This window comes from Mesorhizobium sp. CC13 (assembly GCF_039907765.1).
In the GTDB taxonomy this organism is placed as follows: domain Bacteria; phylum Pseudomonadota; class Alphaproteobacteria; order Rhizobiales; family Rhizobiaceae; genus Aminobacter.
The window spans coordinates 41,412-66,396 of sequence record NZ_JARDJI010000013.1 but is presented as its reverse complement, the minus strand read 5'-3'; the positions used below and the strand labels follow the sequence as shown (position 1 = coordinate 66,396).

Genomic DNA, 24,985 nt, shown 5'->3' with positions numbered 1-24,985 from the left:
GACCTCAGTGGCTCTCGCGCGGCACGTCGTGGCCGCGGCAACCGACCAGGAAGTCGAGGTCGGCGCCCTTGTCGGCCTGCATAACACGTTCGACATAAAGGCTCTGGTAGCCGCCCTGCATCGGCTGCGCCGGCGCCTTCCAGCGCACCCGGCGCCGCGCCAGCTCCTCGTCCGGGACTTCGAGGTTCAGCCGGCGGGCCTCGACGTCGAGCTCGATCATGTCGCCGTCCTCGACCAGCGCCAGCGGCCCGCCGACGGCGGCCTCGGGTGCGGCGTGCAGGACCACGGTGCCAAAGGCGGTGCCGGACATGCGCGCATCCGAAATCCGCACCATGTCGCGTACGCCCTTGGCCAGCAGCTTCTGCGGCAGCGCCATGTTGCCGACCTCGGCCATGCCGGGATAGCCCTTGGGCCCGCAGTTCTTGAGCACCATCACGCAGGTCTCGTCGATGTCGAGCGCGGGATCGTCGACGCGCGCCTTGTAGTGCTCGATGCTCTCGAACACGACGGCACGGCCGCGATGGCGCATCAGCTCCGGCGAGGCGGCCGACGGCTTCAGGATCGCCCCGTCGGGCGCAAGATTGCCGCGCAGCACGGCGATGCCGCCTTGCGCCGTCAGCGCCTTGTCGCGCGGCAGGATCACCTCGTCGTTGAAGTTCTCGGCTCCGGCGATGTTGTCGCCCACCGTCCTGCCGGTCACCGTCAGCGCGTCGAGATCGAGCAGATCGGCGATCTGCTTCATCACGGCAGGCAGGCCGCCGGCATAGCAGAACTCCTCCATCAGGAATTTTCCCGACGGCATCAGGTTCAGGATGGTCGGCACGTCGCGGCCGAAGCGGTCCCAGTCGTCGAGGGTCAGCTTGGTGTCGGTGCGGCCGGCAATCGCCAGCAGATGCACGACCGCATTGGTCGAACCGCCGATGGCGCCGTTGACGCGGATGGCGTTGGCGAAGGCCTTGCGGGTAAGGATCCGGGACAGCCGCAGGTCTTCCCTGACCATCTCGACGATGCGCCGGCCAGACAGCCGCGCGAGCCGGGCACGGTGGGCATCGACAGCCGGATAGGCGGCGTTGCCCGGCAGGGCGAGGCCGAGCGACTCCACCATCGAGGCCATGGTCGAGGCCGTGCCCATGGTCATGCAATGGCCCGGCGATCGCGACATCGCGCTTTCGGCGGCGGCGAACTCCTGTTCGCTCATCAAACCGGCGCGCACGTCCTCGGAGAATTTCCAGACATCAGTGCCCGAACCGATAGCGTTGCCTCGGAAGCGGCCGTTGAGCATCGGCCCGCCCGAGACGACGATCGCCGGCACGTCGCAGGAAGCAGCCCCCATCACCAGCGACGGCGTGGTCTTGTCGCAGCCGGCCATCAGCACGACGCCGTCCATCGGGTTGCCGCGGATCGCCTCCTCGACATCCATCGAGGCGAGGTTGCGGAACAGCATCGCGGTCGGCCGCAGGTTGGATTCGCCGCACGAGAAGACCGGGAACTCCAGCGGCAGGCCGCCGGCTTCGAGCACACCCGCCTTCACATGCTCGACCAGCCCGCGGAAATGGGCGTTGCAGGGCGTGAGTTCGGAGAAGGTGTTGCAGATGCCGATGACCGGGCGTCCGTCGAAGGCATCGTCGGGCAGGCCGTTGTTCTTCATCCAGCTGCGGTGGATGAAGGCATCCTTGCCGAAGCCGCCGAACCAGGCCTGGGAGCGCAGTTTCCGTGTCACGTGCTGTACCTCTGTCAGAGTCAGGGCGGGTTCAGACCGCGTGCTGCAGCACGCTGAGGCCACCGTCGACGACCAGCGTTGCGGCGTTCATGAACGGACACTCGTCCGAGATCATGAACACGGCTGCCTTGGCGATCTCGGTCGTGGTGGCGATGCGCTTGCCCGGGTGCAGCGCCAGTGTCTCGGCCTTGGCCTTCACCGGATCGGGAAAGCTGTTCCAGTAGTCGATGTTCTTCTGCGTCTCGACATAGCCGGGCGCCAGCGCGTTCACCCGGACGCCGGCCCCGACATATTCCAGCGCCAGGGACTTGGTCAGGCCGAGCAGCGCGTGCTTGGCCAGGGGATAGGGGAATGTGTGCGGGATGATGGTGAAGGAATGCGTCGAGGCGATGTTGAGGATCGCCCCGCCGCCGGCCGCGATCATGCCCGGCAGCGCCGCCTTGCAGCAGTTCCACGCGCCCTTGAGGTTGACGTCGAAGCAGCGTTGCCATTCCTCGTCGGTGGTCTCGAGCGGCAGGCTGAAGACGTTGATGCCGGCATTGTTGATCAGCGCATTGACCGGCCCGATCTCCTTGGCGGCCTGGGCCATGGCGGCGGCTATTGCAGCGGCGTCGGAGATATCGGCTTCGGCATGGCCGAGCATGCCCTCGCCCGCACCGAGCTTTTTCACCGTCTCGCGCAGCAGCGCCCCGTCGCGGTCGACGACGAACAGCTTCGCGCCTTCCTTCAGGCACTGCTCGGCGATAGCCAGCCCGATGCCCTGGGCGGCGCCGGTGAGAAAGATGCGCTTGCCGGCAAGACGGTCGCTCATTGGAATTCCTCGCAATCGGAAACGGTGATCGAAAACGCGCCTGACAGCGTGTCACCAGGCGCAAGAAGATGGAGGGCGTCAGGCCCCGAGACCGCCAGCGCATTGGGCGTGTGCGACATCGGTCCGAGACAGAAGAAGCCCCTGTCGTCCTCCGGCGCGTAGAGCATGTAGCGCGAGAACACCGGATCGGCCTCGATGTCGGCGGCAAGCCGAGTCTCGGGCCAGACGATGCGCGCCCGCCCGCTCCAGCCTTCGAAGCAATTGTTCAGCCTGCGCCGGGGCAGCTCGCGCAGTGTCGAGAAGTCCGCGCTCTCAGGGATCGGCGTGCGCAGGCCGGGCAGGAGACCGTCGCGCTCGGTCCACCAGCCTTCGGCCGAGGCCATCAGCCTGGTGCCATCAGTGCGCGGAAAATAGGGGTGGAACCCGATGCCGAAGGGCATCGTCCCGCGACCCCGGTTCGTCACCTTGAGCTCCAGCCGCACCGTCGCGCCATCAAGCGTGATGATCTGCACCGCTCGATAGACGTGCGGCGACTTTTCCGGCAGCGCCTGCTCGAAGGCGAGTTTCACGCCCAAGGCCGACGATTCCTTCACCGTCCAGTCGGCCAGCCAGCCGTCGCCGTGAATGTAGTAGGGTTCGGCCGTGTTGGGCATGAAGCGATAGTGCCCGTCGCCAAGCTCGAAGCCGTTGCCTTCGACTCGATTGCCGACAGGAACCAGCGGGAAGCAGGCCGAGCGCAGCACGTCGAAGCCGCCGTCCCCGAAGGACCGAAGGAACGGTCGGCCGTCACGGGTGGAGCCGTCGACGACAGCCCCACCCCGTGGGCTGACACGCAACGACAGGCGGTCGTTTTCGAGCCTGACAAACGCTGGCATCTCACCGGCGTCCGAGCGCACTGGACCTCAGATTGTCGAGCAGCACGGCCAAGAGCAGGATCACGCCGCGGACGATGTACTGGTAGAAAGCCGGGATGTTCAAAAGGTTCATGACGTTTTCGGCGATGCCCATGATCATCACGCCGACGATGACGCCGGCAATCGCCGCGCGGCCGCCGGCCAGCGACACGCCGCCGAGCACGCAGGCCGAGATGACCGACAGCTCGAGCCCGATGGCCGCATTCGGCTGGCCCGAGGTGATGCGCGAGGCGAGCAATATGCCGGCGATGGCACAGACCACGCCCTGCAGCGTGAAGATCCAGATGCGGGTGCGGTCGACATTGACGCCGGCGAGCCGCGACGCCTCCGGATTGCCGCCGATGGCGAGTGTGTTCTTGCCGAAGACGGTGCGGTTGAGCACGAAGCCGAACACGGCGAACAGTACCAGGAGCACCCAGATCGGGGTCGGCACGCCGAACAGCTTCGACAGCGCCAGCTGATAGAAATTCGGGTCGTTGATGCCGACCGCGCGCCCGTCGGACGAGATCAGCGCCAGGCCGCGCACGATCTGCATGGTGGCAAGCGTGGTGATCAGCGCGTTGATACGGAACTTGGCGATGACTACGCCATTGACCAGTCCGACCACTGCGCCGCAGAGCAGCGCCGCCAGGATGCCGACCATGATCGACCCGGTGGCATTGGAGGCCATGACCGCCACCATGCCGGCAAAGGCGACGATGGAGCCGACCGACAGGTCGAAGTCGCGCGCCGCCAGGCAGAACATCATGGTGCAGGCGACGATGCCGACTGTGACGACCGACTGCAAAAGGCCCAGCATGTTGCGCTCGGTCAGGAAGTTCGGGACGAAGATCGACACCAGCGCGAAGGCCAGCACGAAGATCACGACCAGGCCCTGGTCGCCGAGCAGTACGTTCTTGAAAGATCTCGTCATGCTCCGTTCCCTTAAGATGCGATTGCGGCTGGCGTCTTCTTGTCGGGGAGCGCTGCCGCCAGGATCGCACGCTCGCTGAATTGTTCACGGTCGAGATGCGCCGAGATGCGCCCGCCGCACATGACCAGGATGCGGTCGCAGATGCCCATCACCTCGGGCAGCTCGCTCGACACGACGACGATCGCCATGCCCTGCTCTGCGAGCTGGTATAGGATGTCGTAGATTTCCGACTTGGCGCCTACGTCGATGCCGCGCGTCGGCTCGTCGACGATCAGCACGCGCACGCCCTCTTCCGACAGCCAGCGCCCGAGGATCACCTTCTGCTGGTTGCCGCCGGACAGGTTGACGATGTCCTGCTTGCGCGACGGCGTCCTGACCTTGAGCTTCCTGATGAAGGTCTCGGCGACCTCCACCTCCTTGCGCGGGTTGAGGATGCCGAAGCGCGTGTGGTGGCGCCGCGAGGAGATGTTGATGTTCTCCTCCAGCGAGCGCCCCTGGATGATGCCGTCATGCTTGCGGTCTTCCGAGCACAGCACGATGCCGGCACGGATGGCCTGATGCGGGTCGGCGGGATGGATCGCCTTGCCGTCCATGGCGATCGCGCCACCCGAGCGCGGATCGGCGGCATAGACCAGCCGCATCAGCTCGGAGCGACCGGCGCCGATCAGCCCGAAGAAGCCGAGGATCTCGCCGGCGCGAACCTCGAAGCTCGCGGGCTGGCCGAGCTTGTCGCCCGAAATGCCGTCGACCTTGAGCCTGACGTCGCCGATGGCGCGCGGCCGCCAGCCCCAGACATTGGCGATCTCGCGGCCGACCATTTCGGCGACCACCTGTTCGCGGGTGACGTTTTCGAGGCTCGGATGGTGGGCGGCCAGCTTGCCGTCGCGCAGCACCGTCAGGCTGTCGCAGAGGCGGAACACCTCGTCGAGCCGGTGGGAAATGTAGAGTATGACCTTGCCCTCGGCGCGCAGGCGCTCGATCAGGGCAAACAGGATTTCGCTTTCGCGCGACGACAGCGACGAGGTCGGCTCGTCAAGCGCGATGACGCGGGCGTCGAGCATGATCGCCTTGGCGACCTCGACCATCTGGCGTTCGCCGATGGACAGCGTCTTCACCTTGCGGCGCGGGTCGATGTCGATGCCGGCCGACTTCAGCTTTTCGCCGACCTCCGCAAACATCTGGCGCGACTGGATCACGCCGGCATTGGCCGGGAAACGCCCGAGCCTGAGATTTTCGGCGACTGTCAGCTCCGGAACGAGCTGCAGTTCCTGATGGATGACGATGACGCCGGCATGGAAGGCGTCGCGCGTCGAGGCGTATTTCTGGACCTGGCCGTCGATGACGATGTCGCCATAGTCGGCATGCTGGTCTCCCGACAGCACACGGATCATGGTCGACTTGCCGGCGCCGTTCTCGCCCATCAGGCCATGCACGGCCCCCTTCTCGACGGTGAAGGAAACGTCCGACAGCGCCTGGACGCCCGGATAGGATTTCGAGATGCGGGAAAATTCCAGATATGACATCGACGGTCCTCCTGAATATCCGGCGGCGGGACCAAGGCTCCGCCGCCGGACACCGTTCAATGTTGCAGCTTACTCGATGCCGAGTTCCTGGCGGACCTTCTGGTAGTCGTCGCGCTTGGCAAGGGCACCGGCGGTCAGGATCAGCTTTTCCGGCTCCTTGTTGTTGGCGATCCACTCATACATGTTGAGCGCGGTTTCGTAGCCATGGCGCTTCGGCGAGATAATCACCGAACCGATGAACCCGGTGGCCGACGGCTTCTTGAACTCGTTGATTGCCGAATCCGCGCCGCCAATGCCGACACCGATCATGCCGTCAGCCGCAATGCCGACGCTTTCCGAGGCGCGCACGGCGCCCAGGACCGCCTCGTCGTTGAGGCCGAAGGCGACCCACTTCTTGATGTCGGCATGCTTGTTCAGCACCACGGTCGCGGCGTTCAGTGCGGCTTCCGTATCGGTCTTGGCCTGCGGCGCATCGAAGATATTCTCAGCCTTGAAGCCGTTCGCCTTGAGCACGGAGATCGCACCCTCGACGCGGTCGACGGCGGTCGGCAGCTGGTCGTAGGAAACGCGGATCGCGCCGACCTCTTCGGGCTTCCAGCCGCGCGCCTTCATCTCGTCGACGATGGCCTGGCCGACAGCCTCGCCGATCTTGGTGGCGGAGATGCCCATGTGCGGCACGTCTTCAAGCGGCTTGCCATCGGCGCCGACCAGGCGGTCATCGACGGTCATCAGCTTGAGATTGTTGGCGGCGGCCTTGGCGACGATGCCCGGTCCGAGCTTCACGTCGGGCGTGCAGACGATGAACCCCTGTGCGCCCTGGGCACCGAGATTGTCGATTGCCGACATCAGCTTCTCGCCGTCCTCGGCGCCGATCTTGACCAGCGTGAAGCCCTTTTCCTTGGCCGCCTGATCGGCGAACTTCCACTCGTCCTGGAACCACGGCTCCTCGGGCTGCTTCACGATGAAGCCGATCTTGGTCTCCTGCGCATATGCAGAAACGATGGTGGTGGCAGATAGGACGGCAAGGGCGCCCGCGACGAGCGCCGTCTTCAACAATCGCATGATTTCCTCCCAGAACATGCCGGGGCTCGGCCCGGATGACCAACGCTATCCGCTTTTATCATACCAGTCAATTGCGCTGGTATGATAAATGAGCTAGGCTCCGTTTCGTGGTGATGCGCGGGCTGCGGAAATAAGGCCGCAACCAGCATTGTCCGGCATGCGGCGCGCACATAAGAACGAGAATAGAATGCCGGGGGAGGAATAGACGATGGCCAATGCTACGGCCGAAATTGCAGTTCCAGCGCCAAAGTCGCGCCGACCGCGCGTCCTGCCCGACGTGGTCCGGGCGATCGCCTCCGAAATCCTGTCCGGCAGCTACCCTGTCGGCTCGACGCTCCCCAGCGAAAACGATCTCTGCGCCGAGCATGGCGTCAGCCGCACCGTCATCCGCGAAGCGCTGAAGACGCTGGCCGCCAAGGGCCTGGTGCTCAGCCGCCCGCGAATCGGCACAGTCGTCTGCGAGCGCGACAACTGGAACATCATCGACCCGCAGGTGCTCGAGTGGCACGCACCGAACAGCATCGATCCGGCACTGTTCGACTCTATCCTCGAGACGCGCCGCGCCATCGAGCCGCTGGTCGCCGAACTCGCCGCGAGCCGCGCCTCGCTGCAGGAGATCGCCGACCTCGAAGCCGCCTGGAAAGGCATGGAGGCCGCCGGCAGCGACGTCGGTCGCTTCGCCCGCTCCGACGCTGTCTTCCACCAGGTGCTCTACGGCGCCTGCCACAACCCGATCTTCCGCCAGATCGGCGGCCTGATCGAGACCGCTCTCAACTTCGCGCTCGAAGCGACCGCCAATTCCGTCGACCGCCGCGACGAAGCGGTGAAGGTGCATTTCGGCGTGGTCGAGGCGCTGCGCATGCGCGACGGCGCGGCGGCGCGCAAGGCCGCCAACGAGATCCTCGATCTCGCTGCCCGCGATCTCGCCCGCGCCAAGAACCAGCACAAGCAAGACTGAACGGGCACAAGCCCCTCCGGAGTAGTGCCGACATCATGAAGATCACTGCGCTCAAGACCTACATCGTCCCGCCACGCTGGCTGTTCCTCAAGATCGAGACCGACGAAGGTGTCAACGGCTGGGGCGAGCCCGTGGTCGAAGGTCGCGCGCATACCGTCGAGGCGGCCGTGCACGAGCTCGCCGACTACCTCGTCGGCAAGGATCCGCGCCTGATCGAGGATCACTGGAACGTCATGTATCGCGGCGGCTTCTACCGCGGCGGCCCGATCCTGATGAGTGCCATCGCCGGAATCGACCAGGCGCTGTGGGACATCAAGGGCAGGGCGCTGGGCGTGCCGGTGCACGAATTGCTCGGCGGCAAGTGCCGCGACCGCATCAAGGTCTATTCCTGGATCGGCGGCGACCGCCCCTCCGACGTCGCCGACGGCGCGAAGGACGTGGTGGCGCGCGGCTTCACCGCCCTCAAGATGAACGGCACCGAGGAACTGCAGATCGTCGACAGCCACGACAAGATCGACGCCGCCGTCGAGCGCGTCGCCATGGTGCGCGAGGCCGTCGGCCCGCATGTTGGGATCGCCGTCGATTTCCACGGCCGCGTCCACCGGCCGATGGCGCGCGTTCTGGTCAAGGAGCTCGAGCCCTACCGGCTGATGTTCATAGAGGAGCCGGTGCTGAGCGAGAACCGCGAGGCGCTGAAGGAGATCGCCGCGCTATCGTCCGCGCCAATTGCACTCGGCGAACGCCTCTACAGCCGCTGGGACTTCAAGAGCGTATTCGAGGAAGGCGTGGTCGACATCATCCAGCCCGACCTGTCGCACGCCGGCGGCATCACCGAATGCCGCAAGATCGCGGCCATGGCCGAGGCCTATGACGTCGCGGTTGCGCCACATTGCCCGCTCGGCCCCGTTGCGCTCGCCGCCTGCCTGCAGCTCGACGCCGTTACCTATAACGCCTTCATGCAGGAACAGAGCCTCGGCATCCACTACAACAAGGCCAACGACCTGATCGACTACGCCAAAAACAAGGACGTGTTTCGCTACGACGACGGTTTCGTCGCCATCCCCGACGGTCCCGGCCTCGGGGTCGAAGTCGACGAGGACTATGTCGTGGAGCGTGCCAAGGAAGGCCACCGCTGGCGCAACCCCGTCTGGCGCCACGCCGACGGCTCCTTCGCCGAGTGGTGAGGGCCCCATCGTTGGTCTAAGGACCAATTGACCCGACGCTGCCGCCCCATGCAATTTGGCCGCCGGCCTTGAGCCGGACAGGCTATGCAGGCAACGCCTTGGGAGGGGCGCATGAACGCGAGCGTTGTCGTCGAGCATGTGGACAGGATCCAGGCCGCGCTCCGCTCCAGCGAGGCGGCCCGGTCCGCGCTCGTGGCCTCATGGAGCCGGTCGTCGTCCCTGCACCGGCTGGACCCGGCGCATCGCAACCCGCCGCGCCGCCTGACCGATTCAGAGCTTTCGGCCGCACGTGAGCGTATCGGGCGGCTTGTCGCCGCCGCGCAGACGAGCCTCGACCGGCTATATCTCGCCGTGGGCGGCGTCGGCTGCTGCGTGCTCCTCGCCGACCGCGACGGCGTGCCGGTCGAGCGGCGGGGAGCGGCAGCCGACGACGAGACCTTCGAGGATTGGGGGTTGTGGACCGGCACGGTGTGGAGTGAAGAATGCGAAGGCACCAACGGCATCGGCACCTGCCTGATCGAGCAGCGCGCGCTGACCATTCATCGCGACCAGCATTTCCTGAGCCGCAACACGCTGCTCTCCTGCACGACGGCGCCGATCTACGATCATGAGGGCCAACTCGCCGCCGCACTCGACGTGTCGTCGTGCCGTGCGGACCAGACCGACGGCTTCGTCAGTCTGATCTCGATGGCGGTGGGCGACGCCGTGCGTCGTATCGAGGCCGAGAACTTCCGCCTGTGCTTCCCGACAGCGCGCATCCTGGTCGCGCCGAACCCCGACACCTCGCCCGCGGCCCTGCTTGCAGTGGACGACGACGACCTGGTGATCGGCGCGACGCGGGCGGCGCGGCAGGCGCTCGGCCTGACGCCGCAGATGATGGCCAGGCCGATGCCCGCCGCGGACCTGCTCGGAACCCACGCGGCCGCGTCGAAAGATCTGGCCGGGGCAGAGCGCAGCGTGGTCCAGCGCGCCTTGGCGCGATCCGGCGGCAACGTCTCCGCCGCGGCCGAGGCGCTCGGCATTTCACGCGCGACCTTGCACCGCAAGCTCGCCCGCCTCGGGCTGCAGCGGCCGCACTGATCTTTCCCCGCTCCATGTGTCGCAGATCTGCGACAGATGACCTCCACCTCCTGCCAGGCCCCGGCTGACATCGGCCGGCAACTTGGCACTCTCCTCTCGGGCGCCGCATCCCGCGGTGCGATCTTCGGGAGGAAAAGATGAACAAGGTGGAATTCTCGCGCACGGCCAAGATCCCCTTCGCCAAGCGCTACGACAACTTCATCGGCGGCGCGTGGGTGGCGCCCAAGGCCGGCCGGTACTTCGAAAACATCTCGCCGGTCACCGGCCGGCCACTGGGCGAGATCGCCCGCTCCGACGCCGCCGACATCGAGGCGGCGCTCGACGCAGCCCACAAGGCCAAGGACGCCTGGGGCAAGACGGCGCCGGCAACACGCGCGCTGATCCTCAACCGCATCGCCGACCGCATGGAGGAAAACCTCGACCTCCTGGCGCTGGCCGAGACCTGGGACAACGGCAAGCCGATCCGCGAGACGACCGCTGCCGACGTGCCGCTCGCCATCGACCATTTCCGCTATTTCGCCGGCGTGCTGCGCGGCCAGGAAGGCTCGATCTCCGAGATCGACCACGACACCGTCGCCTATCATTTCCATGAGCCGCTCGGCGTCGTCGGCCAGATCATCCCGTGGAATTTCCCGCTGCTCATGGCCTGCTGGAAGCTGGCGCCGGCACTGGCCGCCGGCAACTGCGTGGTGCTGAAACCGGCCGAGCAGACGCCCGCCACCATCATGCTGTGGGCCGACCTGATCGGCGACCTGCTGCCTGCAGGCGTGCTCAACATCGTCAACGGTTTCGGCCTCGAGGCCGGCAAGCCGCTCGCATCCAGCCCGCGCATCGCCAAGATCGCCTTCACCGGCGAGACGACCACTGGCCGGCTGATCATGCAATACGCCTCGCAGAACCTGATACCGGTGACACTCGAGCTCGGCGGCAAGTCGCCCAACATCTTCTTCCAGGACGTGACGTCGGAAGACGACGACTTCTTCGACAAGGCCATCGAAGGCTTCGTCATGTTCGCGCTCAACCAGGGCGAGGTCTGCACCTGCCCGAGCCGGGCGCTGGTGCACGAAAAGATCTACGACAAGTTCATGGAGCGCGCGCTGAAACGCGTCGAGGCGATCGTCCAGGGCGATCCGCTCGACCCCGCCACCATGATCGGCGCGCAGGCCTCGTCGGAGCAGATGGAGAAGATCCTGTCATATGTGGACATCGGTCGTCAGGAAGGCGCCGAGCTCCTGACCGGCGGCGAGCGCGCCAACCTGCCGGGCGATCTTACCGGCGGCTACTACGTCAAGCCGACGGTGTTCAGGGGCCACAACAAGATGCGCATCTTCCAGGAGGAGATCTTCGGACCGGTGGTCTCGGTCACCACCTTCAAGGACGACGACGAGGCGCTGTCGATCGCCAACGACACGCTCTACGGCCTCGGTGCGGGCATCTGGAGCCGCGACGCCAACCGGCTCTATCGCTTCGGCCGGGCCATCCAGGCCGGCCGCGTCTGGACCAATTGCTACCACGCCTATCCGGCGCACGCCGCCTTCGGCGGCTACAAGCAGTCGGGCATCGGCCGCGAGACGCACAAGATGATGCTCGACCACTACCAGCAGACCAAGAACATGCTGGTCAGCTACAGCCCGAAGAAGCTTGGGTTCTTCTGAGGGTGACGAGTTCTCCTCTCCCCGCTCGCGGGAAGAGGACGCCGGCAGGCAGGTGAGGGGCAGGGCCTACCTGACCGCGCCCGCGCTGCCCCTCATCCGTCACTTCGTGACACCTTCTCCCCGCAGGCGGGGAGAAGGAAGAACCGGAACCCGCGCCATGTCCTCGCATCCTCCCCTCGACAAGGTCTCCGCCACGCCGGCGGCCATCGCCCTGCTCGACGAGATCACTGCCGACCACGGGCCGGTGCTGTTCCATCAGTCCGGCGGCTGCTGCGATGGTTCCTCGCCGATGTGCTATCCGCGCTCGGACTTCATCGTCGGCGACCTCGACGTGTTGTTGGGTACGATCGGCGACACGCCGGTCTACATCAGCGCCTCGCAATACGAAGCGTGGAAGCACACCGACCTGATCATCGACGTGGTGCCCGGGCGCGGCGGCATGTTCTCGCTCGACAACGGCCGCGAGAAGCGCTTCCTGACGCGCTCGACCATATGCGTCCCCGCCGCTCGGTGACAGCACCGGGCCGACTGACTACACCCAGGACGCGGGCGTCTTGGGCAGGCGTTGCTCGGGGTCGATGACCTTCACCGACGGCTTTCCCGAACCGTTCCAGTGCCATAGCGCGACGCAACTGCCGCCAGGCGACATGAAGGACGGGTAGACGACCCCGTCGTAGCCCTCCCCGAGCAGCCGCTGGCGAAGCGAATGCGTTTCGGGCACCCGGCCTTCGTCGAGATCGGCCCGCCACTCGCAACGATGGATCGCCGCATCGATGCCGAGTTCGGCAAGCACGGCGGCCTCCGTCAGATCGGCAAGTGTGGCGTCGCTCAGTTCAAGCTGCGCGATCAACGCCGGGTGCTGCACGAAACCCTGATTGTATTCGGCCCATGCGGTGGAGAGCTCGCAGGCCGCATAGAGCGTCGGCGCGCCGACCGGGTTCCAGCGTCCGCCGAAACGCGCCGCCCCCTCCCCGGAAAGCGGCAGATAGGCCCAGCGCGGCACGAAGGCCCGCCACAAGGTCCGGCTTTTCGGCCACGCCTTGTCAGGCATAGACGCCGGAGCGCACCGCCTCCAGATAGGCCAGGACCTTGTCCGCCTTGCCCTCGCCGACCAGGTCGTAGGCCGTCTTGCCGGCCCAGCCCGGGATCGGCTGATGCTTGAACCAGATCACCGCACGATGCTCGTCGCCGGCCATCTCGGACGCCATCGCCAGGATACGCACCACCGGGCTCAGCGCTTGGTCGACCTTGCGCGCGCCGGAGCGTGCAGCCAGCGTGTTGCGGGCCACCCCGACGAGGCGGGCGAGTTCCGACTGCGTCACGCCGAGCTGCTCGGACACCCGTCGAGCCGACAGGAACGGCGTGCGGCTGTCGCCGAAATGGGCCGCCGAAACGCCGAGGCTCTGAGCAGTCATCGCACACTCCCAGTGCAAGATTTGAACTTCATTGGGTCAATATGTGCTCATTGCCTGCTCATTTCAAGCGCAGCCGGGTCCCGGACGATCACACGTCCCTCTTCGGCGCCCCTGCCGGACCAGTGATCCCGGGGGCACGGCCAAACGCAACGTCGGCGCGCCTCCCCGAGCCGGTCGGCAAGGGATTTAAAACTGTCTACAAAAATCTAAAAAATAGTACCCATGATTGTAGACAATTTGGTTGACACTGCGTCGATGCGTAAACAAACTGACCACTGCGAGCACAAAGCTAGGGAGGAGCAGTGTGATGCGGCGACTTTGGAAGACCATCGCGACTGCGGTAACCCTGGGGCTTCTGGCCACGGCCGCGCATGCGAACACGCTGCGCTGGGCTGGCCAGCGCGACATTTTCTCGCTCGACCCCTATTCCTACGGTTCCACGTCGAACCTGGCCTTCCTCAATCACATCTATGAAGGCCTGGTGCGCTACACGCCCGAATTCGAAGTGGTGCCGGCCCTGGCCACCGAATGGCAGCTGATCGACAACAAGATCTGGCGCTTCAAGCTGCGCCAGGGCGTCAAGTTCCACAACGGCGCCGAGTTCACCGCCGACGACGTGATCGCGTCGCTGAAACGCGTCAGCGATCCGACATCGCCGTTGCGCGGCAACATCCCGCTCTATGTCGGCTCGAAGAAGATCGACGACTACACGGTCGAGATCGAGGTTTCCTCGCCGTCGGCCCTGTTCCTCAACGACATGACGAACATCTTCATGTTCGATGCTCAATGGCTCGTCGACAACAACAGCGAGAAACCGACCGACGTCGGCGCGAAGGTCGAGGGCTACGCAACCTACAACACCAACGGTACGGGGCCGTTCAAGCTCGAGAGCCGCGTGCCGGACAGCAAGACGGTGCTGGTCGTCAACGACGGCTGGTGGGACGAGAAGAAGCACAACCTCACCCGCATCGAATTCACCCCGATCGGATCGCCGGCGACCCGCGTGGCGGCACTGCTTTCGGGCGAGGTCGATCTTGTCGATTCCGCCCCGATCCAGGATCTGCCGCGCCTCGAGGCCGCACCCGGCATCAAGGTCGACAAGCGCTCAGACCTGCGCACGGTCTCTATCGCGTTCAACCGCCGCGACAAGCTGGAGGACGGCAGGAACAACCCCTTCAACGACCTCCGGGTCCGCCAAGCCTTCGACCACGCCATCGACCGCGAGCTCATCAACAAGAAGGTCATGCGCGGCCTCGCGCACCCGGCCGGCACCCTGGTGGCGCCGGAGATCCCGGGCTACAGCGCCGAACTCGACAAGCCGTCGGCCTACGACCCCGAACTGTCGCGCAAGCTGCTGGCCGACGCCGGCCAGTCGGATCTCGCCTTCACCTATCTCTGCATGAACGACGAAAGCGTGAACGAGGAGGATGTTTGCGCCGGCGTCGTCAACATGCTGACGCGCGCAGGCTTCAAGCCGAATGTCGACATCGGGCCGCGCGCCGCCCAGGCGCCCAAGCGCTCCAGCGGCAAGTCCGACGTCTACATGATCGGCTGGGCCAACGAGCCGACGCTGGATGCCTATTCGATCCTCGTGCAGGTCCTCTCGACCCGCAGCGGCGCGGCGGGTGTCGCCAACTACGGCGGCTGGTCCTATCCCGAGCTGGACAAGATGGTCGATCAGGCGGCCAAGGAGCCCGACCGCGAAAAGCGCCTGGCGATCGAAACGGCGGCACTCAAGCTCGCCAAGGACGAGTTGATCATGATCCCGCTGCACCAGCAGCCGATGGCCTGGGCGATGTCCGAACGGGTCGAGCAGGTCGTGATCCGCGCCGACAACAAGCCGCGCCACTGGCTGACCCGCCTCGGCGAATAGCCGGACGGCCCTCGGGCCGTCCCTGCCCTTCAAAAAGAAGAAGAACCCCGCCACGGGGGAACGATGACCTCTAAAGGGAGAACTGCAGAATGCTGAAGAAACTGACCCTCGCGGCCTTCATGGCGGCCGCGCTGTCCACGGCTGGCCAGGCGGCGACGCTCAAATGGGGCGCATCGCGCGACATCTATTCGCTCGACCCCTATTCCTATGGCGACAGCTACACGCTTGCCTTCCTCAACCACGTCTATGAAGGCCTGGTGCGCTACGACGCCAATCTCAAGATCGAGCCGGCGCTGGCGGCATCCTGGGAGAACGTGGCGGACAACGTCTGGAGGTTCCACCTGCGCCAGGGCGTGAAGTTCCACAACGGCGCTGAATTCACCGCGGACGACGTGATCGCTTCGCTCACCCGGGTCAGCGATCCGGTGTCTCCGCTGCGCGGCAACCTTCCGGCCTACAAGTCCGCGAAGAAGGTGGACGATTACACCATCGACATCGAGTTGGTCGGCCCCTATCCCCTGCTGCTCAACGACCTGACCAACATCCACATATTCGACGCCACCTGGCTGAAGGACAACAACTCGGAGAAGCCCACCGACGTCGGCAAGAAGATCGAGGGATACGCGACCTACAACACCAACGGGACCGGGCCGTACAAGCTCGAGAGCCGTGTACCGGACAGCAAGACGGTGCTCGTCAAGAACTCCGACTGGTGGGACAAGTCGCAGTCCAATATCGACCGCATCGAGTTCACGCCGATCACCTCGGCGGCGACACGCGTCGCGGCACTGCTGTCGGGCGAGATCAACTTCACCGAAAACGCGCCGGCACAGGACCTGCCGCGCCTTGTCGCGCAACCTGAGCTGAAGGTGATGGAGCGCACCGACCTGCGCACCGTCATGGTCGGCTTCAACCGCAAGCCCAAGCTGGCGAATGGCACCGACAACAAGTTCAACGACCTGCGCGTCCGCCAGGCATTCGCCTACGCGCTGGACAAGGAGCTGATCCAGAAGCGCGTCATGCGCGGCAAGTCGAGGACCGCAGGCGCGATCATCGCTCCGGAGATCCCGGGCTACTCCGAGGCGCTGGACACCGTCGTTCCGTTCGACCCCGATATGTCGAAGAAGCTGCTTGCCGAAGCCGGCGCCAGCGACCTCCCCTTCACCCTCGTCTGCACCAACGAGGCCTATGTCAACGAAGAGGAGCTTTGCCAGGGCATCGTCAACATGCTGAGCCGCGCCGGCTTCAAGCCGCAGCTCGACATCGCTCCGACGGCCGCGCAGGCGCCCAAGCGCACCGGCGGGCTGTCCGACGCCTACCTCATCGGCTGGGCGAACGAACCGATGCTCGACAGCTATTCGATCCTGCTGCAGATGATCGAGACCAAGAGCGACAAGGCCGGCGTCTTCAATTGGGGCGGCTGGAGCTATCCGGAGATCGACAAGCTGATCATCCAGGCTTCGACCGAGATGGACCGGACAAAGCGTCTCGAGCTGCAGACCAAGGCGCTCCAGATGGCCAAGGACGAGATGATCATGCTGCCTCTGCACCAGCAGCCGATGGCCTGGGTCATGAGCAAGAAGATCGACCGGATCGCGCAGCTGGCTGACAACAAGCCGCGTCACTGGCTGACCAATTACGCGGAATGACCCTGGTGTGGAGCCGGAGCCCATGCGCTCCGGCTCCCGCACAGCTTGCGAGGCTTGACATGCTGGTCTTCATCATCACCCGCATCGCCAATGCGATCATGGTCATGCTCGCCGTTGCGATGCTGGCTTTCCTGATCTTCCGTCTTGCGGGCGATCCGGTGGAGCTGATGGCCAACGAGCAGATGACCCAGGCCGACCGCGACAGTCTGCGGGAACGGTTGGGCCTGAACGACGGCATCCCCACGCAGTTCGCCCGCTTCGTCGTGAATGCGGCGCAGGGCGACTTCGGCATCTCCTACCGCAACGGCCAGGACGTGCTGACCCTGATCGCCGACCGCTTCCCGGCGACGCTCGAGCTGGTGCTGGTCGCCACGCTGATCTCGCTCGTGGTGGGCATTCCGCTGGGTGTCCTCACAGCGATAAAACGCGGCAAGTGGTACACAGAGACACTGCAATTCGTTTCGATCGTCGGCGTATCGCTGCCCAGCTTCGTCGTCGGCATCCTTCTCATCCTTGCGTTCTCGGTCAGTCTCGGCTGGCTGCCGGCCTTCGGCCGTGGCGACGTCGTCCAGATCGGCTGGTGGTCAACCGGGCTGCTCACACCGTCCGGCCGGGCGGCGCTGCTCCTGCCGGCGGTCGCGCTCTCGCTCTACCAGATCACCCTAATCATGCGCCTGGTGCGCGCCGAAATGCTGGAAGTGCTGCGCTCCGACTATGTGAAGTTTGCCCGCGCCAGGGGCATTCCGCGTTGGCGCATCCATTTCCGCCATGCGCTCAGGAACTGCCTGATGCCCGTGGTGACGATGACCGCGATGAACGTCGGTTCGCTGATCGCCTTCGCCCTCATCACCGAGACGGTCTTCCAGTGGCCTGGCATGGGCATGCTGTTCATCCAGGCCGTGACCTTCATCGACATACCGGTGATGGCCGCCTACCTGTGCATCATTTCCTTCATCTTCGTCGCGCTGAACACGCTGGTCGACATCACCTATGCGGTGATCGACCCGCGCCTGCGCAACGCCCGCTGATCGCCGGAAGGACAAGTCCATGACGATCGAAACGCCGAAGTCCCAGACGGGCGCAATCGCACCGCGGCGGACGATGTTGCAACGCATGCGCAACAGCGATGTCTGGTGGTCGTTCACGCATAGCAAGACGGCGATGGTTGCCGCGGCGATCCTCGCCGTGCTCATCGTCACCGCAGCCTTTGCGCCGCTATTTGCCGCCCAGAACCCGTATGATGCAGCCCAGCTCGACATGTGGAAGGCGGAGTTGCCGCCGGTCTGGCAGGAAGGTGGCGAGTGGCCCTATCTGCTCGGCACCGACACGCAAGGCCGCGACATGCTCTCGGCCATCCTCTACGGCACGCGGATATCGATCGTGATCGGCCTCTCCTCGGTGGCTCTGTCGCTCCTGATCGGCATGACTGCCGGGCTGGTCGCCGGCTTCTTCGGCGGCTTCGTCGACAACGTGCTGATGCGCTTCGGCGACATCACCCTGTCCATCCCGACCATCCTGATCGCGATCCTCGTTTCGACGGTGGTGCGACAGCTGCTTCCCGCCGATTTGCGCGAGATTGGCGCCTCGGCCGTGCTGGTGCTGGCGATCGCCCTTTCGGCATGGGTGCAATACGCACGTACGGTGCGCGCGCAGACGATCGTGGAGCGCAGCAAGGAATACGTCCAGGCCGCCAAGCTCCTGAAAGTGCCGGCCCGCCGCGTCCTGGCACACCACATCCTACCCAACACGCTGACGCCGGTGCTGGTCGCCGCCACGCTGAACTTCGGCATGGCCATCCTGACCGAGGCGACGCTGTCGTTCCTGGGCATCGGCATGCCGCCGGGCCAGCCGTCGCTCGGCACGCTGATCCGCATCGGCAACCAGTATCTGTTCTCGGGCTCGTGGTGGATCGTCCTGTTTCCGGTGATCCAGCTCTGCCTGCTCGTCGTCGTCGTCAATCTTCTCGGCGACTGGCTGCGCGACGTGCTCAATCCGAAACTGAGGTAAAGTGCCCATGAACGACCTGCTGCTCCGCAATGTCCGGCCTTTCGGGGAGGCGGCGAGCGATCTGCTGATCCGCGACGGCCGGATCGCCGGCATCGGCCATTTCGAGCCGGATGCAGGCATGGCGGTCGAGGACGGCGGCGGCGCCATTGCCATTCCCGGCCTCATCGACGCGCACACGCATCTCGACAAGACCACCTGGGGCATGCCCTGGCATGAAAACAACCGGCGTGCGGTGCTGCGCGAACGCATCGACTACGAGCGGGAGAACCGCAGCGCCATCGGCATCGATCCGCATCGACAGTCGATGCGCCACGCCATCGGCCTGGCCGCGCATGGCACGACCCACATCCGCAGTCACGTCGACATCGACCCGGTCCACGGCCTCTCCATCGTCGATGGCGTGATGGAAACCCGCGAAAAGCTCAAGGGCATCATCGACATCGAGATCGTCGCCTTCCCGCAGTCGGGCGTCATGGTGATGCCGGGAACGCTGGAACTGCTCGACGCGGCGCTGGCGCAGGGTTGCGAAGTCCTTGGCGGCATCGATCCATGCGGCATCGACCGCGATCCGAAAGGCCAACTCGATGCCATCTTCTCGCTGGCGGTGAAGCACCAATGCCCGATCGACATCCATCTGCATGAGGCCGGCGACCTCGGCGCCTTCACGATGGAGCTCATCTTCGAGCGCATCCGCGCCAATGGCATGCAGGGCAAGGTCGCCATCAGCCATGCCTTTGCGCTCGGCATGAACGACTATCTGCGCGTCGGCCAGCTCGTCGACGAGATCGCGGCGCTGGACGTGGCCATCCTGACGACGGGCGCACCGTCCGCGACGGTGCCTTCAGTGATGCGTCTCAAGCAGGCCGGCGTCCGCGTCGGCGCCGGCTGCGATGGCATCCGCGACACCTGGGGCCCCTGGGGCCAACCCGACATGATCGACCGCGCCAAGGTCATCGGAATGAAGAACGGCCTGCGCTCGGACCGCGAGCTGGAACATATGCTGCACATCGTCTCGCAGGGCGGCGCGGACGTGATGCGCATCGACGGCTACGGCCTGGCCGAGGGCTGCCATGCCGACCTCACCTTGCTCAGCGGCGAGACGCTCGCGCATGCCGTCGTCGATGTCGACCCGCGCCCTCTCGTCATCAAGGCCGGCCGCGTCACCGCGCGCGGCGGCGTTGCAATGGTGGAAATGCCATGACCCGTCAGGTGCTCGACTCGCTTCCGCTCGGCAAACGCCCCGAAGGGCGGACGCTGATCACCGCCGCCTGGGTGCTCGGTCACCGCGACGGCTCACATCGGCTCGTCCCGAATGGCGAGCTCGTGATCGACGGCGGCCAAGTCGTCTTCGTCGGCACAGAGTTCCCCGGCGAGGTGGCCCGGCGGATCGATTTCGGCAACGCGCTCGTCAGCCCAGGCTTCGTCGATCTCGACGCGCTGTCGGACCTGGATACGACCATCCTCGGCATCGACCATCACCCCGGCTGGGCCAAAGGCCGGGTATGGCCGCGCTCCTATGTCGAAGCCGGCCCCTATGAGATGTATTCGCAGGAAGAGCTGGCGTTCCAGAAGCGGTTTGCCTTCGGCCAGCTGCTGCTGAACGGCATCACCACGGCAGCACCCATCGCCTCGCTGTTCTATCGCGAATGGGGCGAAACGGTCGCCGAGTTCGATGCCGCGGCCGATGCCGCCGGCGACCTCGGCCTCCGTATCTATCTGAGCCCTGCCTATCGCGCCGGCGGCATGGTGCTGGATGCGCCCGGCCAGATGGTGCCGGTGTTCGACGAGGAGCGCGGCCTCAAGGGCCTGCGCGACGCCGTCGACTATATCGGCCGGCAGACGGGCCGCTTCGACGATCTGGTGCGCGGCCTGCTCGTGCCGGACCGCGTCGAGACCTGTACGTCGCAACTCTTGCGTCGTACCCAGGCCGCCGCGCGCGACCTTGGCTGCAAGATCCGTCTGCACATGGCGCAGGGCGCCATGGAAGTGGAGACCGTGCGCAAGCTGCACGGCGCGACCGCCCCTGTCTGGCTGGCGCGCGAAGGCCTGCTCAACGACCGGCTGATTGCACCACATGCGACGAACGCAACCGAGGAAGACCTCGGCCTCTATGCCGCCAACGGAGTCTCGATCGTTCACTGCCCGCTGGTTTCGGGGCGCGGCGGCAGCACGCTGAACTCGTTTTCCAAGTGCCGGGAACGCGGCATCAACATTGCTATGGGCACCGACACGACGCCCGCCGACATGCTGATGAACCTCTTGGTTGGCCTCATCACCTGCAGGATCAACGATCGGGCCCCGGACCGCGTCCGATGCGCCGACCTTTTCGACGCCGCCACCCTGGGCGGCGCAACAGCGCTCGGCCGCGACGATCTCGGACGTCTGGCCCCTGGAGCGCGTGCCGACATTGCCGTCTTCGGCCTCGACGACGCCGTGATGGCGCCGTCCATAGACCCGATCACGACGCTGGTCACGGGAGGCTCGGGCAAGGTCACGCAGGCGGTGTTCGTCGACGGCCGGCTGTCGATGCGCTTCGGGGAGGTCGCCGGCATCGACATGAAGGCGGCACGGCTGCGGGCACAGAAACAGTTCGACGGGCTCGTCACGAAATATCCCGAGCGCAGTTGGGCCCATCCGCCTGTGTCGGAGATCTTCCCTCCAAGCTATCCTGTCGAGGTCAATCCCAATGGCTGAGACCGAGAAGCCGGTGCTTGAGGTCCGCGACCTCAAGGTGGAATTTCCGGGTCGTCATGGCGTTGCCACCGCCCTTTCCAATGTGAGCCTGTCGATCCAGCCGGGCGAGATACTCGGCGTCGTCGGCGAATCCGGCGCAGGCAAGTCGATGACGGGCCTGGCCATACAGGGCCTGCTCGAGCGGCCGGGCCGCATCGCCGAGGGCGAGATCTGGCTCGGCGATCGCCGCATCGACAACCTGGCCGACCGTGAGATGGAAAAGATCCGCGGGCGCGAGATCGGTGCCATCTTCCAGGACCCGCTGACCTCGCTCAATCCGCTGTTCACGGTCGGCGCGCAGTTGACCGAGACGATCAGCCAGCATCTCGGCATGGGCAAGGCCGAAGCCAGGGCGCGGGCCGTAGCACTTCTGAAGGACGTCGGAATTCCCTCGCCGGAGGAACGCGTCAATCAGTATCCGCACCAGTTCTCGGGCGGCATGCGGCAACGCGTGGTCATTGCGCTTGCGCTCGCCGCCTCGCCGAAGCTCATCATCGCCGACGAACCGACCACGGCACTCGACGTCTCGATCCAGGCGCAGATCACATCGCTGCTGCGCAGGCTGTGCAAGGAAAAGCGGACGGCGGTGATGCTGGTGACGCACGACATGGGCGTCATTGCCGAAACCGCCGACAGGATCGCGGTGATGTATGCCGGCCGCCTGGTCGAAATCGGGCCGGTCGACAAGGTTTTGCACGAGCCGATGCATCCCTATACGCGCGGGCTCATGGCATCGATCCCGGCGCTTGGCGCGCGGGTCAAGCATCTCAACCAGATCGACGGATCGATGCCGCGGCTCGATGCGATCCCGCCGGGCTGTGCCTTCAATCCGCGCTGCAAGCAGGCCGGACCACGCTGCATGCGCGAGCGACCCAGCCTGCTGCCGGCCGGAGCAGGAGCCAGCGCCTGCTGGCTGAATGCAGGAGGAACCGCATGACTGCCATGCCCGCAAGACCGCCGGCCCTGAAAGTCGATCGTCTCTTCAAGACATTCGACGTTTCCGCGCCCTGGCTCAACCGCGTGATCGAACGCAAGCCCAGGCAGTTGCTCCAGGCCGTCAACGACGTGAGTTTTGCCGTGCCGATGGGCGGCTGCCTGAGCCTCGTCGGCGAAAGCGGCTGCGGCAAGTCCACCGTGGCGCGGCTCGTCACCGGCCTCTACAGGCCGGACAGCGGCGAGATGCGTTTCGCGTCCGGCCAGGACGGCAAGCCGCTGTCGGCGCAGATGATCTTCCAGGATCCATATGCGTCGCTCAACCCGCGCTGGCGAGTCAAGAACATCATCGCCGAGCCCTTGCGCGAGATGAAGCTGCGCAAATCTTCGGCCGAGATCACCGAACGCGTGGAGGAACTGCTGCGCACGGTCGGCCTGTCGGCGTCCGACGGCGACAAGTTCCCGCACGAATTCTCCGGCGGGCAGCGGCAACGCATCTCGATCGCGCGCGCATTGGCAAGCGAGCCGCGCTTCCTGGTCTGCGATGAGCCGACCTCGGCACTCGACGTGTCCGTGCAGGCGCAGGTGCTCAACCTGATGCGCCGCCTGCAGGACGAGTTCGGGCTGACCTACCTGTTCATCAGCCACGACATGAGCGTGGTGCGGCACATGTCCGACCGCATCGCGGTGATGTATCTCGGCCGCATCGTCGAAGAGGGCGAGACCGAGGAGCTGTTCGCCCGGCCGCGCCATCCCTATACGCAGCTGCTGCTCCAGACGATCCCGAACATCCAGCATCCGCATCGCGACAGGACAGTGGCTGCGGGCGAGGTGCCGAGCCCGCTCAAGCCGCCGTCAGGCTGCCCGTTCCATCCGCGCTGCCCGATGGCGACCGCCCGTTGCTCAGCGGAACTCCCCAAGTTGCGCACGCTCGGCAACGGAACGCACGTCGCCTGCCATCTGGTGGGGGACGAATGATCGAGCCGCGGATATGGGGCTACGCCAGCGCGGCCTTCAGGTCATGGGACAGGTCGCGCACTTCCCGCAGGTCGAGCTCGGATTCGACATGCTCGAGATGATGCTCCATCAGCCGCGAAGCCTTCCCGACATCGCCGACGGAGATCGCCTCGACGATCTCTGCATGTTCGTCCGGGCCGCAGTTGAAGCGTGCAGTGTTGCGATACACGGCGGTGATGAGCGAGGTCCGCGAGATCAGGTCGCGCATCATGCCGAAGAGGAAATCGGAGCCCGAGATCTCGGCCAGGAGCAGGTGGAAGCCGCCCGACAGCTTGATGATGTCGGTGGTCACATCCTTCGCGTTGGCGACGCGTTCGCTCGCGACATGGCTGCGCAGCCTGTCGATGTCAGCCTTCGCGGCCAACTTGCCGATGCGCTCGACGACGCACCGCTCCACCGAGCGGCGAACAGCGAAAACGTCGTGGGCGTCATCGACGGAGGGCTGGCAGACGAAGGCGCCCCGGTTCGGGATGATGGTCACGAGACCTTCACGCTCGAGCGCCGAAAGCGCCTGGCGGATGCGGGCGCGGCTGACGTCGAATATGGTCGCCAGCTGGCCTTCCTTCAGTTGAACGCCCGGCCGCAACCTGCGTTCGGCGATCGAAAGCCAGACCTTTTCGACAATGTGCTGCGTAGAAATGCCCGTCTGATCTGCCATGCACCTGACCCTGCCACGGCCATGGACATTCGGCATGGGTAGAAAAATGTCAACCGCCGTCACGCCAGACCGCCAAGCCGCATCGCAGGCGCGGGCCCTTCAGCATTTGTCGCGGCTCTAGAAACTGCGCATTAGGAAACTCGACGTGCATATACGCCTGATCAACCCTAACTCGACAGCCTCCATGACAGCCCAGGCGCTCGAAAGCGCCTTGCGCGTGGCCAATCAGGACACGCAGGTTACCGCCGTCAACCCGAGCGCCACGCCCGTCAGCATCGAAGGCGCCTTCGACGAGGCTTTGGCGGTGCCGGGCATGCTGTCGGAAATTCGCCGCGGCGAGGCTGAGGGCGTGGATGCCTATGTCATCGCCTGCTTCGACGATCCCGGGCTGCACGCGGCGCGAGAAATCGCCAAGGGACCGGTGATCGGCATTTGCCAGGCGGCCGTGCAGGTCGCAATGACCATCAGCCGCCGCTTTTCCGTCGTCACCACCCTTCCCCGCTCGGTGCCGATCATCGAAGACATCGTGCAGACCTATGGCGCCGGGCATCATTGCCGCGCCGTCCGCGCCATCGACCTGCCGGTCCTGGGCCTGGAGGAAGAGCCGGAAAAGGCGGAACGCCTGCTGATCGACGAGATCGAACTCGCAAAGACGCAGGACCGCGCCGAGGCGATCATCCTCGGCTGCGCGGGCATGTCGCGACTGTGCGAGCGGTTGACGGCACGGACGGGAGTGCCCGTCATCGACGGCGTCACGGCGGCCGTGAAGATAGCGGAGGCGCTGGTGGGCGCAGGCTACCTGACGTCCAAGGCCAATGGCTACGACTTCCCGAGGCAGAAGGCAGCGCCGAACGGCGCGGCGGCAATGCCGTCCTGAGGT

23 protein-coding genes are annotated in these 24,985 nt (G+C 65.5%); 14 read left to right on the top strand and 9 right to left on the bottom strand.

The features are described 5' to 3' along the window. Positions 1–4 precede the first annotated feature (4 nt). The 6 genes from araD to PV773_RS17230 form a co-directional block, all read right to left on the bottom strand. Entirely contained in the window at positions 5–1,720 is a 1,716-nt protein-coding gene (gene araD, locus PV773_RS17255; RefSeq protein ID WP_347967542.1) for an L-arabinonate dehydratase, read from the bottom strand. Between the two features lie 31 nt (positions 1,721–1,751). After that, positions 1,752–2,531 carry an SDR family oxidoreductase gene (locus tag PV773_RS17250; RefSeq protein WP_347967541.1) on the bottom strand — a complete coding sequence of 260 codons (780 nt, stop codon included), beginning with the start codon at positions 2,529–2,531 and terminating at the stop codon, positions 1,752–1,754. Further along, positions 2,528–3,406, bottom strand: a complete 879-nt coding sequence (locus tag PV773_RS17245; RefSeq protein WP_347967540.1) for an aldose 1-epimerase — start codon at positions 3,404–3,406, stop codon at positions 2,528–2,530. The genes PV773_RS17250 and PV773_RS17245 overlap by 4 nt, the downstream gene beginning before the upstream one ends. Before the next feature lies 1 nt (position 3,407). Continuing rightward, positions 3,408–4,358, bottom strand: coding sequence for an L-arabinose ABC transporter permease AraH (gene araH, locus PV773_RS17240; RefSeq protein WP_347967539.1), 951 nt, complete (start codon positions 4,356–4,358; stop codon positions 3,408–3,410). Positions 4,359–4,369: 11 nt separating this feature from the next. Continuing rightward, on the bottom strand, positions 4,370–5,881 hold the full coding sequence (gene araG, locus PV773_RS17235) for an L-arabinose ABC transporter ATP-binding protein AraG (protein ID WP_347967538.1): 1,512 nt from the start codon (positions 5,879–5,881) through the stop codon (positions 4,370–4,372). Between the two features lie 69 nt (positions 5,882–5,950). Continuing rightward, a complete protein-coding gene (locus PV773_RS17230; RefSeq protein ID WP_347967537.1) occupies positions 5,951–6,943 on the bottom strand; it encodes an arabinose ABC transporter substrate-binding protein in 993 nt (330 codons plus the stop codon). A gap of 208 nt (positions 6,944–7,151) precedes the next feature. On the opposite strand from PV773_RS17230, the gene PV773_RS17225 reads away from it, so the two are divergent. The 5 genes from PV773_RS17225 to PV773_RS17205 all read left to right on the top strand — a co-directional run bounded on the left by PV773_RS17225 (position 7,152) and on the right by PV773_RS17205 (position 12,334). Further along, positions 7,152–7,901 (top strand): FadR/GntR family transcriptional regulator, encoded by a 750-nt coding sequence (locus tag PV773_RS17225; protein WP_347967536.1) that lies wholly within the window; start codon positions 7,152–7,154, stop codon positions 7,899–7,901. Positions 7,902–7,936: 35 nt separating this feature from the next. Next, on the top strand, positions 7,937–9,085 hold the full coding sequence (dgoD, locus tag PV773_RS17220; RefSeq protein WP_347967535.1) for a galactonate dehydratase: 1,149 nt from the start codon (positions 7,937–7,939) through the stop codon (positions 9,083–9,085). 111 nt (positions 9,086–9,196) lie between these two features. Further along, entirely contained in the window at positions 9,197–10,165 is a 969-nt protein-coding gene (locus tag PV773_RS17215; protein WP_347967534.1) for a helix-turn-helix domain-containing protein, read from the top strand. Between the two features lie 137 nt (positions 10,166–10,302). Beyond that, positions 10,303–11,820, top strand: coding sequence for an aldehyde dehydrogenase (gene adh / locus PV773_RS17210; protein WP_347967533.1), 1,518 nt, complete (start codon positions 10,303–10,305; stop codon positions 11,818–11,820). Positions 11,821–11,977: 157 nt separating this feature from the next. Further along, a complete protein-coding gene (locus tag PV773_RS17205) occupies positions 11,978–12,334 on the top strand; it encodes a DUF779 domain-containing protein (protein WP_347967532.1) in 357 nt (118 codons plus the stop codon). 18 nt (positions 12,335–12,352) lie between these two features. Here the strand turns inward: PV773_RS17205 and PV773_RS17200 are convergent, their stop codons facing one another. Further along, entirely contained in the window at positions 12,353–12,871 is a 519-nt protein-coding gene (locus PV773_RS17200; protein ID WP_347967531.1) for an RES domain-containing protein, read from the bottom strand. Next, on the bottom strand, positions 12,864–13,235 hold the full coding sequence (locus PV773_RS17195; RefSeq protein WP_347967530.1) for an antitoxin Xre-like helix-turn-helix domain-containing protein: 372 nt from the start codon (positions 13,233–13,235) through the stop codon (positions 12,864–12,866). Before PV773_RS17195 ends, PV773_RS17200 begins: the two co-directional genes overlap by 8 nt. A 307-nt stretch (positions 13,236–13,542) precedes the next feature. Between PV773_RS17195 and PV773_RS17190 the strand changes: the two genes are divergently transcribed. The 8 genes from PV773_RS17190 (at position 13,543) to PV773_RS17155 (ending at position 23,408) form a co-directional block, all read left to right on the top strand. Beyond that, positions 13,543–15,108: an ABC transporter substrate-binding protein gene (locus PV773_RS17190; protein WP_347967529.1), complete on the top strand. Its 1,566-nt coding sequence runs from the start codon at positions 13,543–13,545 to the stop codon at positions 15,106–15,108. Positions 15,109–15,197: 89 nt separating this feature from the next. After that, positions 15,198–16,757, top strand: a complete 1,560-nt coding sequence (locus tag PV773_RS17185; protein ID WP_347967528.1) for an ABC transporter substrate-binding protein — start codon at positions 15,198–15,200, stop codon at positions 16,755–16,757. A 59-nt stretch (positions 16,758–16,816) separates the two neighbouring features. Further along, complete coding sequence (locus tag PV773_RS17180) at positions 16,817–17,785, top strand: ABC transporter permease (protein ID WP_347967527.1); 969 nt, start codon at positions 16,817–16,819, stop codon at positions 17,783–17,785. 19 nt (positions 17,786–17,804) lie between these two features. Further along, positions 17,805–18,764 (top strand): ABC transporter permease, encoded by a 960-nt coding sequence (locus PV773_RS17175; protein ID WP_347967526.1) that lies wholly within the window; start codon positions 17,805–17,807, stop codon positions 18,762–18,764. A gap of 7 nt (positions 18,765–18,771) precedes the next feature. After that, the gene (locus tag PV773_RS17170) at positions 18,772–19,965 is read left to right on the top strand and encodes an amidohydrolase family protein (protein ID WP_347967525.1); all 1,194 of its coding nucleotides are present in this window, start codon (positions 18,772–18,774) and stop codon (positions 19,963–19,965) included. Beyond that, positions 19,962–21,458, top strand: a complete 1,497-nt coding sequence (locus tag PV773_RS17165) for an amidohydrolase family protein (RefSeq protein ID WP_347967524.1) — start codon at positions 19,962–19,964, stop codon at positions 21,456–21,458. Before PV773_RS17170 ends, PV773_RS17165 begins: the two co-directional genes overlap by 4 nt. Further along, on the top strand, positions 21,451–22,434 hold the full coding sequence (locus PV773_RS17160; protein WP_347967523.1) for an ABC transporter ATP-binding protein: 984 nt from the start codon (positions 21,451–21,453) through the stop codon (positions 22,432–22,434). The genes PV773_RS17165 and PV773_RS17160 overlap by 8 nt, the downstream gene beginning before the upstream one ends. Then, positions 22,431–23,408, top strand: a complete 978-nt coding sequence (locus PV773_RS17155) for an oligopeptide/dipeptide ABC transporter ATP-binding protein (protein ID WP_347967522.1) — start codon at positions 22,431–22,433, stop codon at positions 23,406–23,408. The genes PV773_RS17160 and PV773_RS17155 overlap by 4 nt, the downstream gene beginning before the upstream one ends. Before the next feature lie 19 nt (positions 23,409–23,427). Here PV773_RS17155 and PV773_RS17150 read toward each other — a convergent pair whose 3' ends face one another. Beyond that, a complete protein-coding gene (locus PV773_RS17150; RefSeq protein WP_347967521.1) occupies positions 23,428–24,105 on the bottom strand; it encodes a GntR family transcriptional regulator in 678 nt (225 codons plus the stop codon). A gap of 145 nt (positions 24,106–24,250) precedes the next feature. Between PV773_RS17150 and PV773_RS17145 the strand changes: the two genes are divergently transcribed. After that, entirely contained in the window at positions 24,251–24,982 is a 732-nt protein-coding gene (locus PV773_RS17145) for an aspartate/glutamate racemase family protein (protein ID WP_347967520.1), read from the top strand. The last annotated feature ends 3 nt before the right edge of the window (positions 24,983–24,985 follow it).

What these genes read in the sequence shown, in the direction of transcription:
- PV773_RS17250 (WP_347967541.1), bottom strand. Translation starts at nt 2,531, where the DNA reads ATGAGCGACCGTCTTGCCGGCAAGCGCATCTTTCTCACCGGCGCCGCC.
- PV773_RS17245 (WP_347967540.1), bottom strand. Translation starts at nt 3,406, where the DNA reads ATGCCAGCGTTTGTCAGGCTCGAAAACGACCGCCTGTCGTTGCGTGTC.
- araH (WP_347967539.1), bottom strand. Translation starts at nt 4,358, where the DNA reads ATGACGAGATCTTTCAAGAACGTACTGCTCGGCGACCAGGGCCTGGTC.
- araG (WP_347967538.1), bottom strand. Translation starts at nt 5,881, where the DNA reads ATGTCATATCTGGAATTTTCCCGCATCTCGAAATCCTATCCGGGCGTC.
- PV773_RS17230 (WP_347967537.1), bottom strand. Translation starts at nt 6,943, where the DNA reads ATGCGATTGTTGAAGACGGCGCTCGTCGCGGGCGCCCTTGCCGTCCTA.
- PV773_RS17225 (WP_347967536.1), top strand. Translation starts at nt 7,152, where the DNA reads ATGGCCAATGCTACGGCCGAAATTGCAGTTCCAGCGCCAAAGTCGCGC.
- dgoD (WP_347967535.1), top strand. Translation starts at nt 7,937, where the DNA reads ATGAAGATCACTGCGCTCAAGACCTACATCGTCCCGCCACGCTGGCTG.
- PV773_RS17215 (WP_347967534.1), top strand. Translation starts at nt 9,197, where the DNA reads ATGAACGCGAGCGTTGTCGTCGAGCATGTGGACAGGATCCAGGCCGCG.
- adh (WP_347967533.1), top strand. Translation starts at nt 10,303, where the DNA reads ATGAACAAGGTGGAATTCTCGCGCACGGCCAAGATCCCCTTCGCCAAG.
- PV773_RS17205 (WP_347967532.1), top strand. Translation starts at nt 11,978, where the DNA reads ATGTCCTCGCATCCTCCCCTCGACAAGGTCTCCGCCACGCCGGCGGCC.
- PV773_RS17200 (WP_347967531.1), bottom strand. Translation starts at nt 12,871, where the DNA reads ATGCCTGACAAGGCGTGGCCGAAAAGCCGGACCTTGTGGCGGGCCTTC.
- PV773_RS17195 (WP_347967530.1), bottom strand. Translation starts at nt 13,235, where the DNA reads ATGACTGCTCAGAGCCTCGGCGTTTCGGCGGCCCATTTCGGCGACAGC.
- PV773_RS17190 (WP_347967529.1), top strand. Translation starts at nt 13,543, where the DNA reads ATGCGGCGACTTTGGAAGACCATCGCGACTGCGGTAACCCTGGGGCTT.
- PV773_RS17185 (WP_347967528.1), top strand. Translation starts at nt 15,198, where the DNA reads ATGCTGAAGAAACTGACCCTCGCGGCCTTCATGGCGGCCGCGCTGTCC.
- PV773_RS17180 (WP_347967527.1), top strand. Translation starts at nt 16,817, where the DNA reads ATGCTGGTCTTCATCATCACCCGCATCGCCAATGCGATCATGGTCATG.
- PV773_RS17175 (WP_347967526.1), top strand. Translation starts at nt 17,805, where the DNA reads ATGACGATCGAAACGCCGAAGTCCCAGACGGGCGCAATCGCACCGCGG.
- PV773_RS17170 (WP_347967525.1), top strand. Translation starts at nt 18,772, where the DNA reads ATGAACGACCTGCTGCTCCGCAATGTCCGGCCTTTCGGGGAGGCGGCG.
- PV773_RS17165 (WP_347967524.1), top strand. Translation starts at nt 19,962, where the DNA reads ATGACCCGTCAGGTGCTCGACTCGCTTCCGCTCGGCAAACGCCCCGAA.
- PV773_RS17160 (WP_347967523.1), top strand. Translation starts at nt 21,451, where the DNA reads ATGGCTGAGACCGAGAAGCCGGTGCTTGAGGTCCGCGACCTCAAGGTG.
- PV773_RS17155 (WP_347967522.1), top strand. Translation starts at nt 22,431, where the DNA reads ATGACTGCCATGCCCGCAAGACCGCCGGCCCTGAAAGTCGATCGTCTC.
- PV773_RS17150 (WP_347967521.1), bottom strand. Translation starts at nt 24,105, where the DNA reads ATGGCAGATCAGACGGGCATTTCTACGCAGCACATTGTCGAAAAGGTC.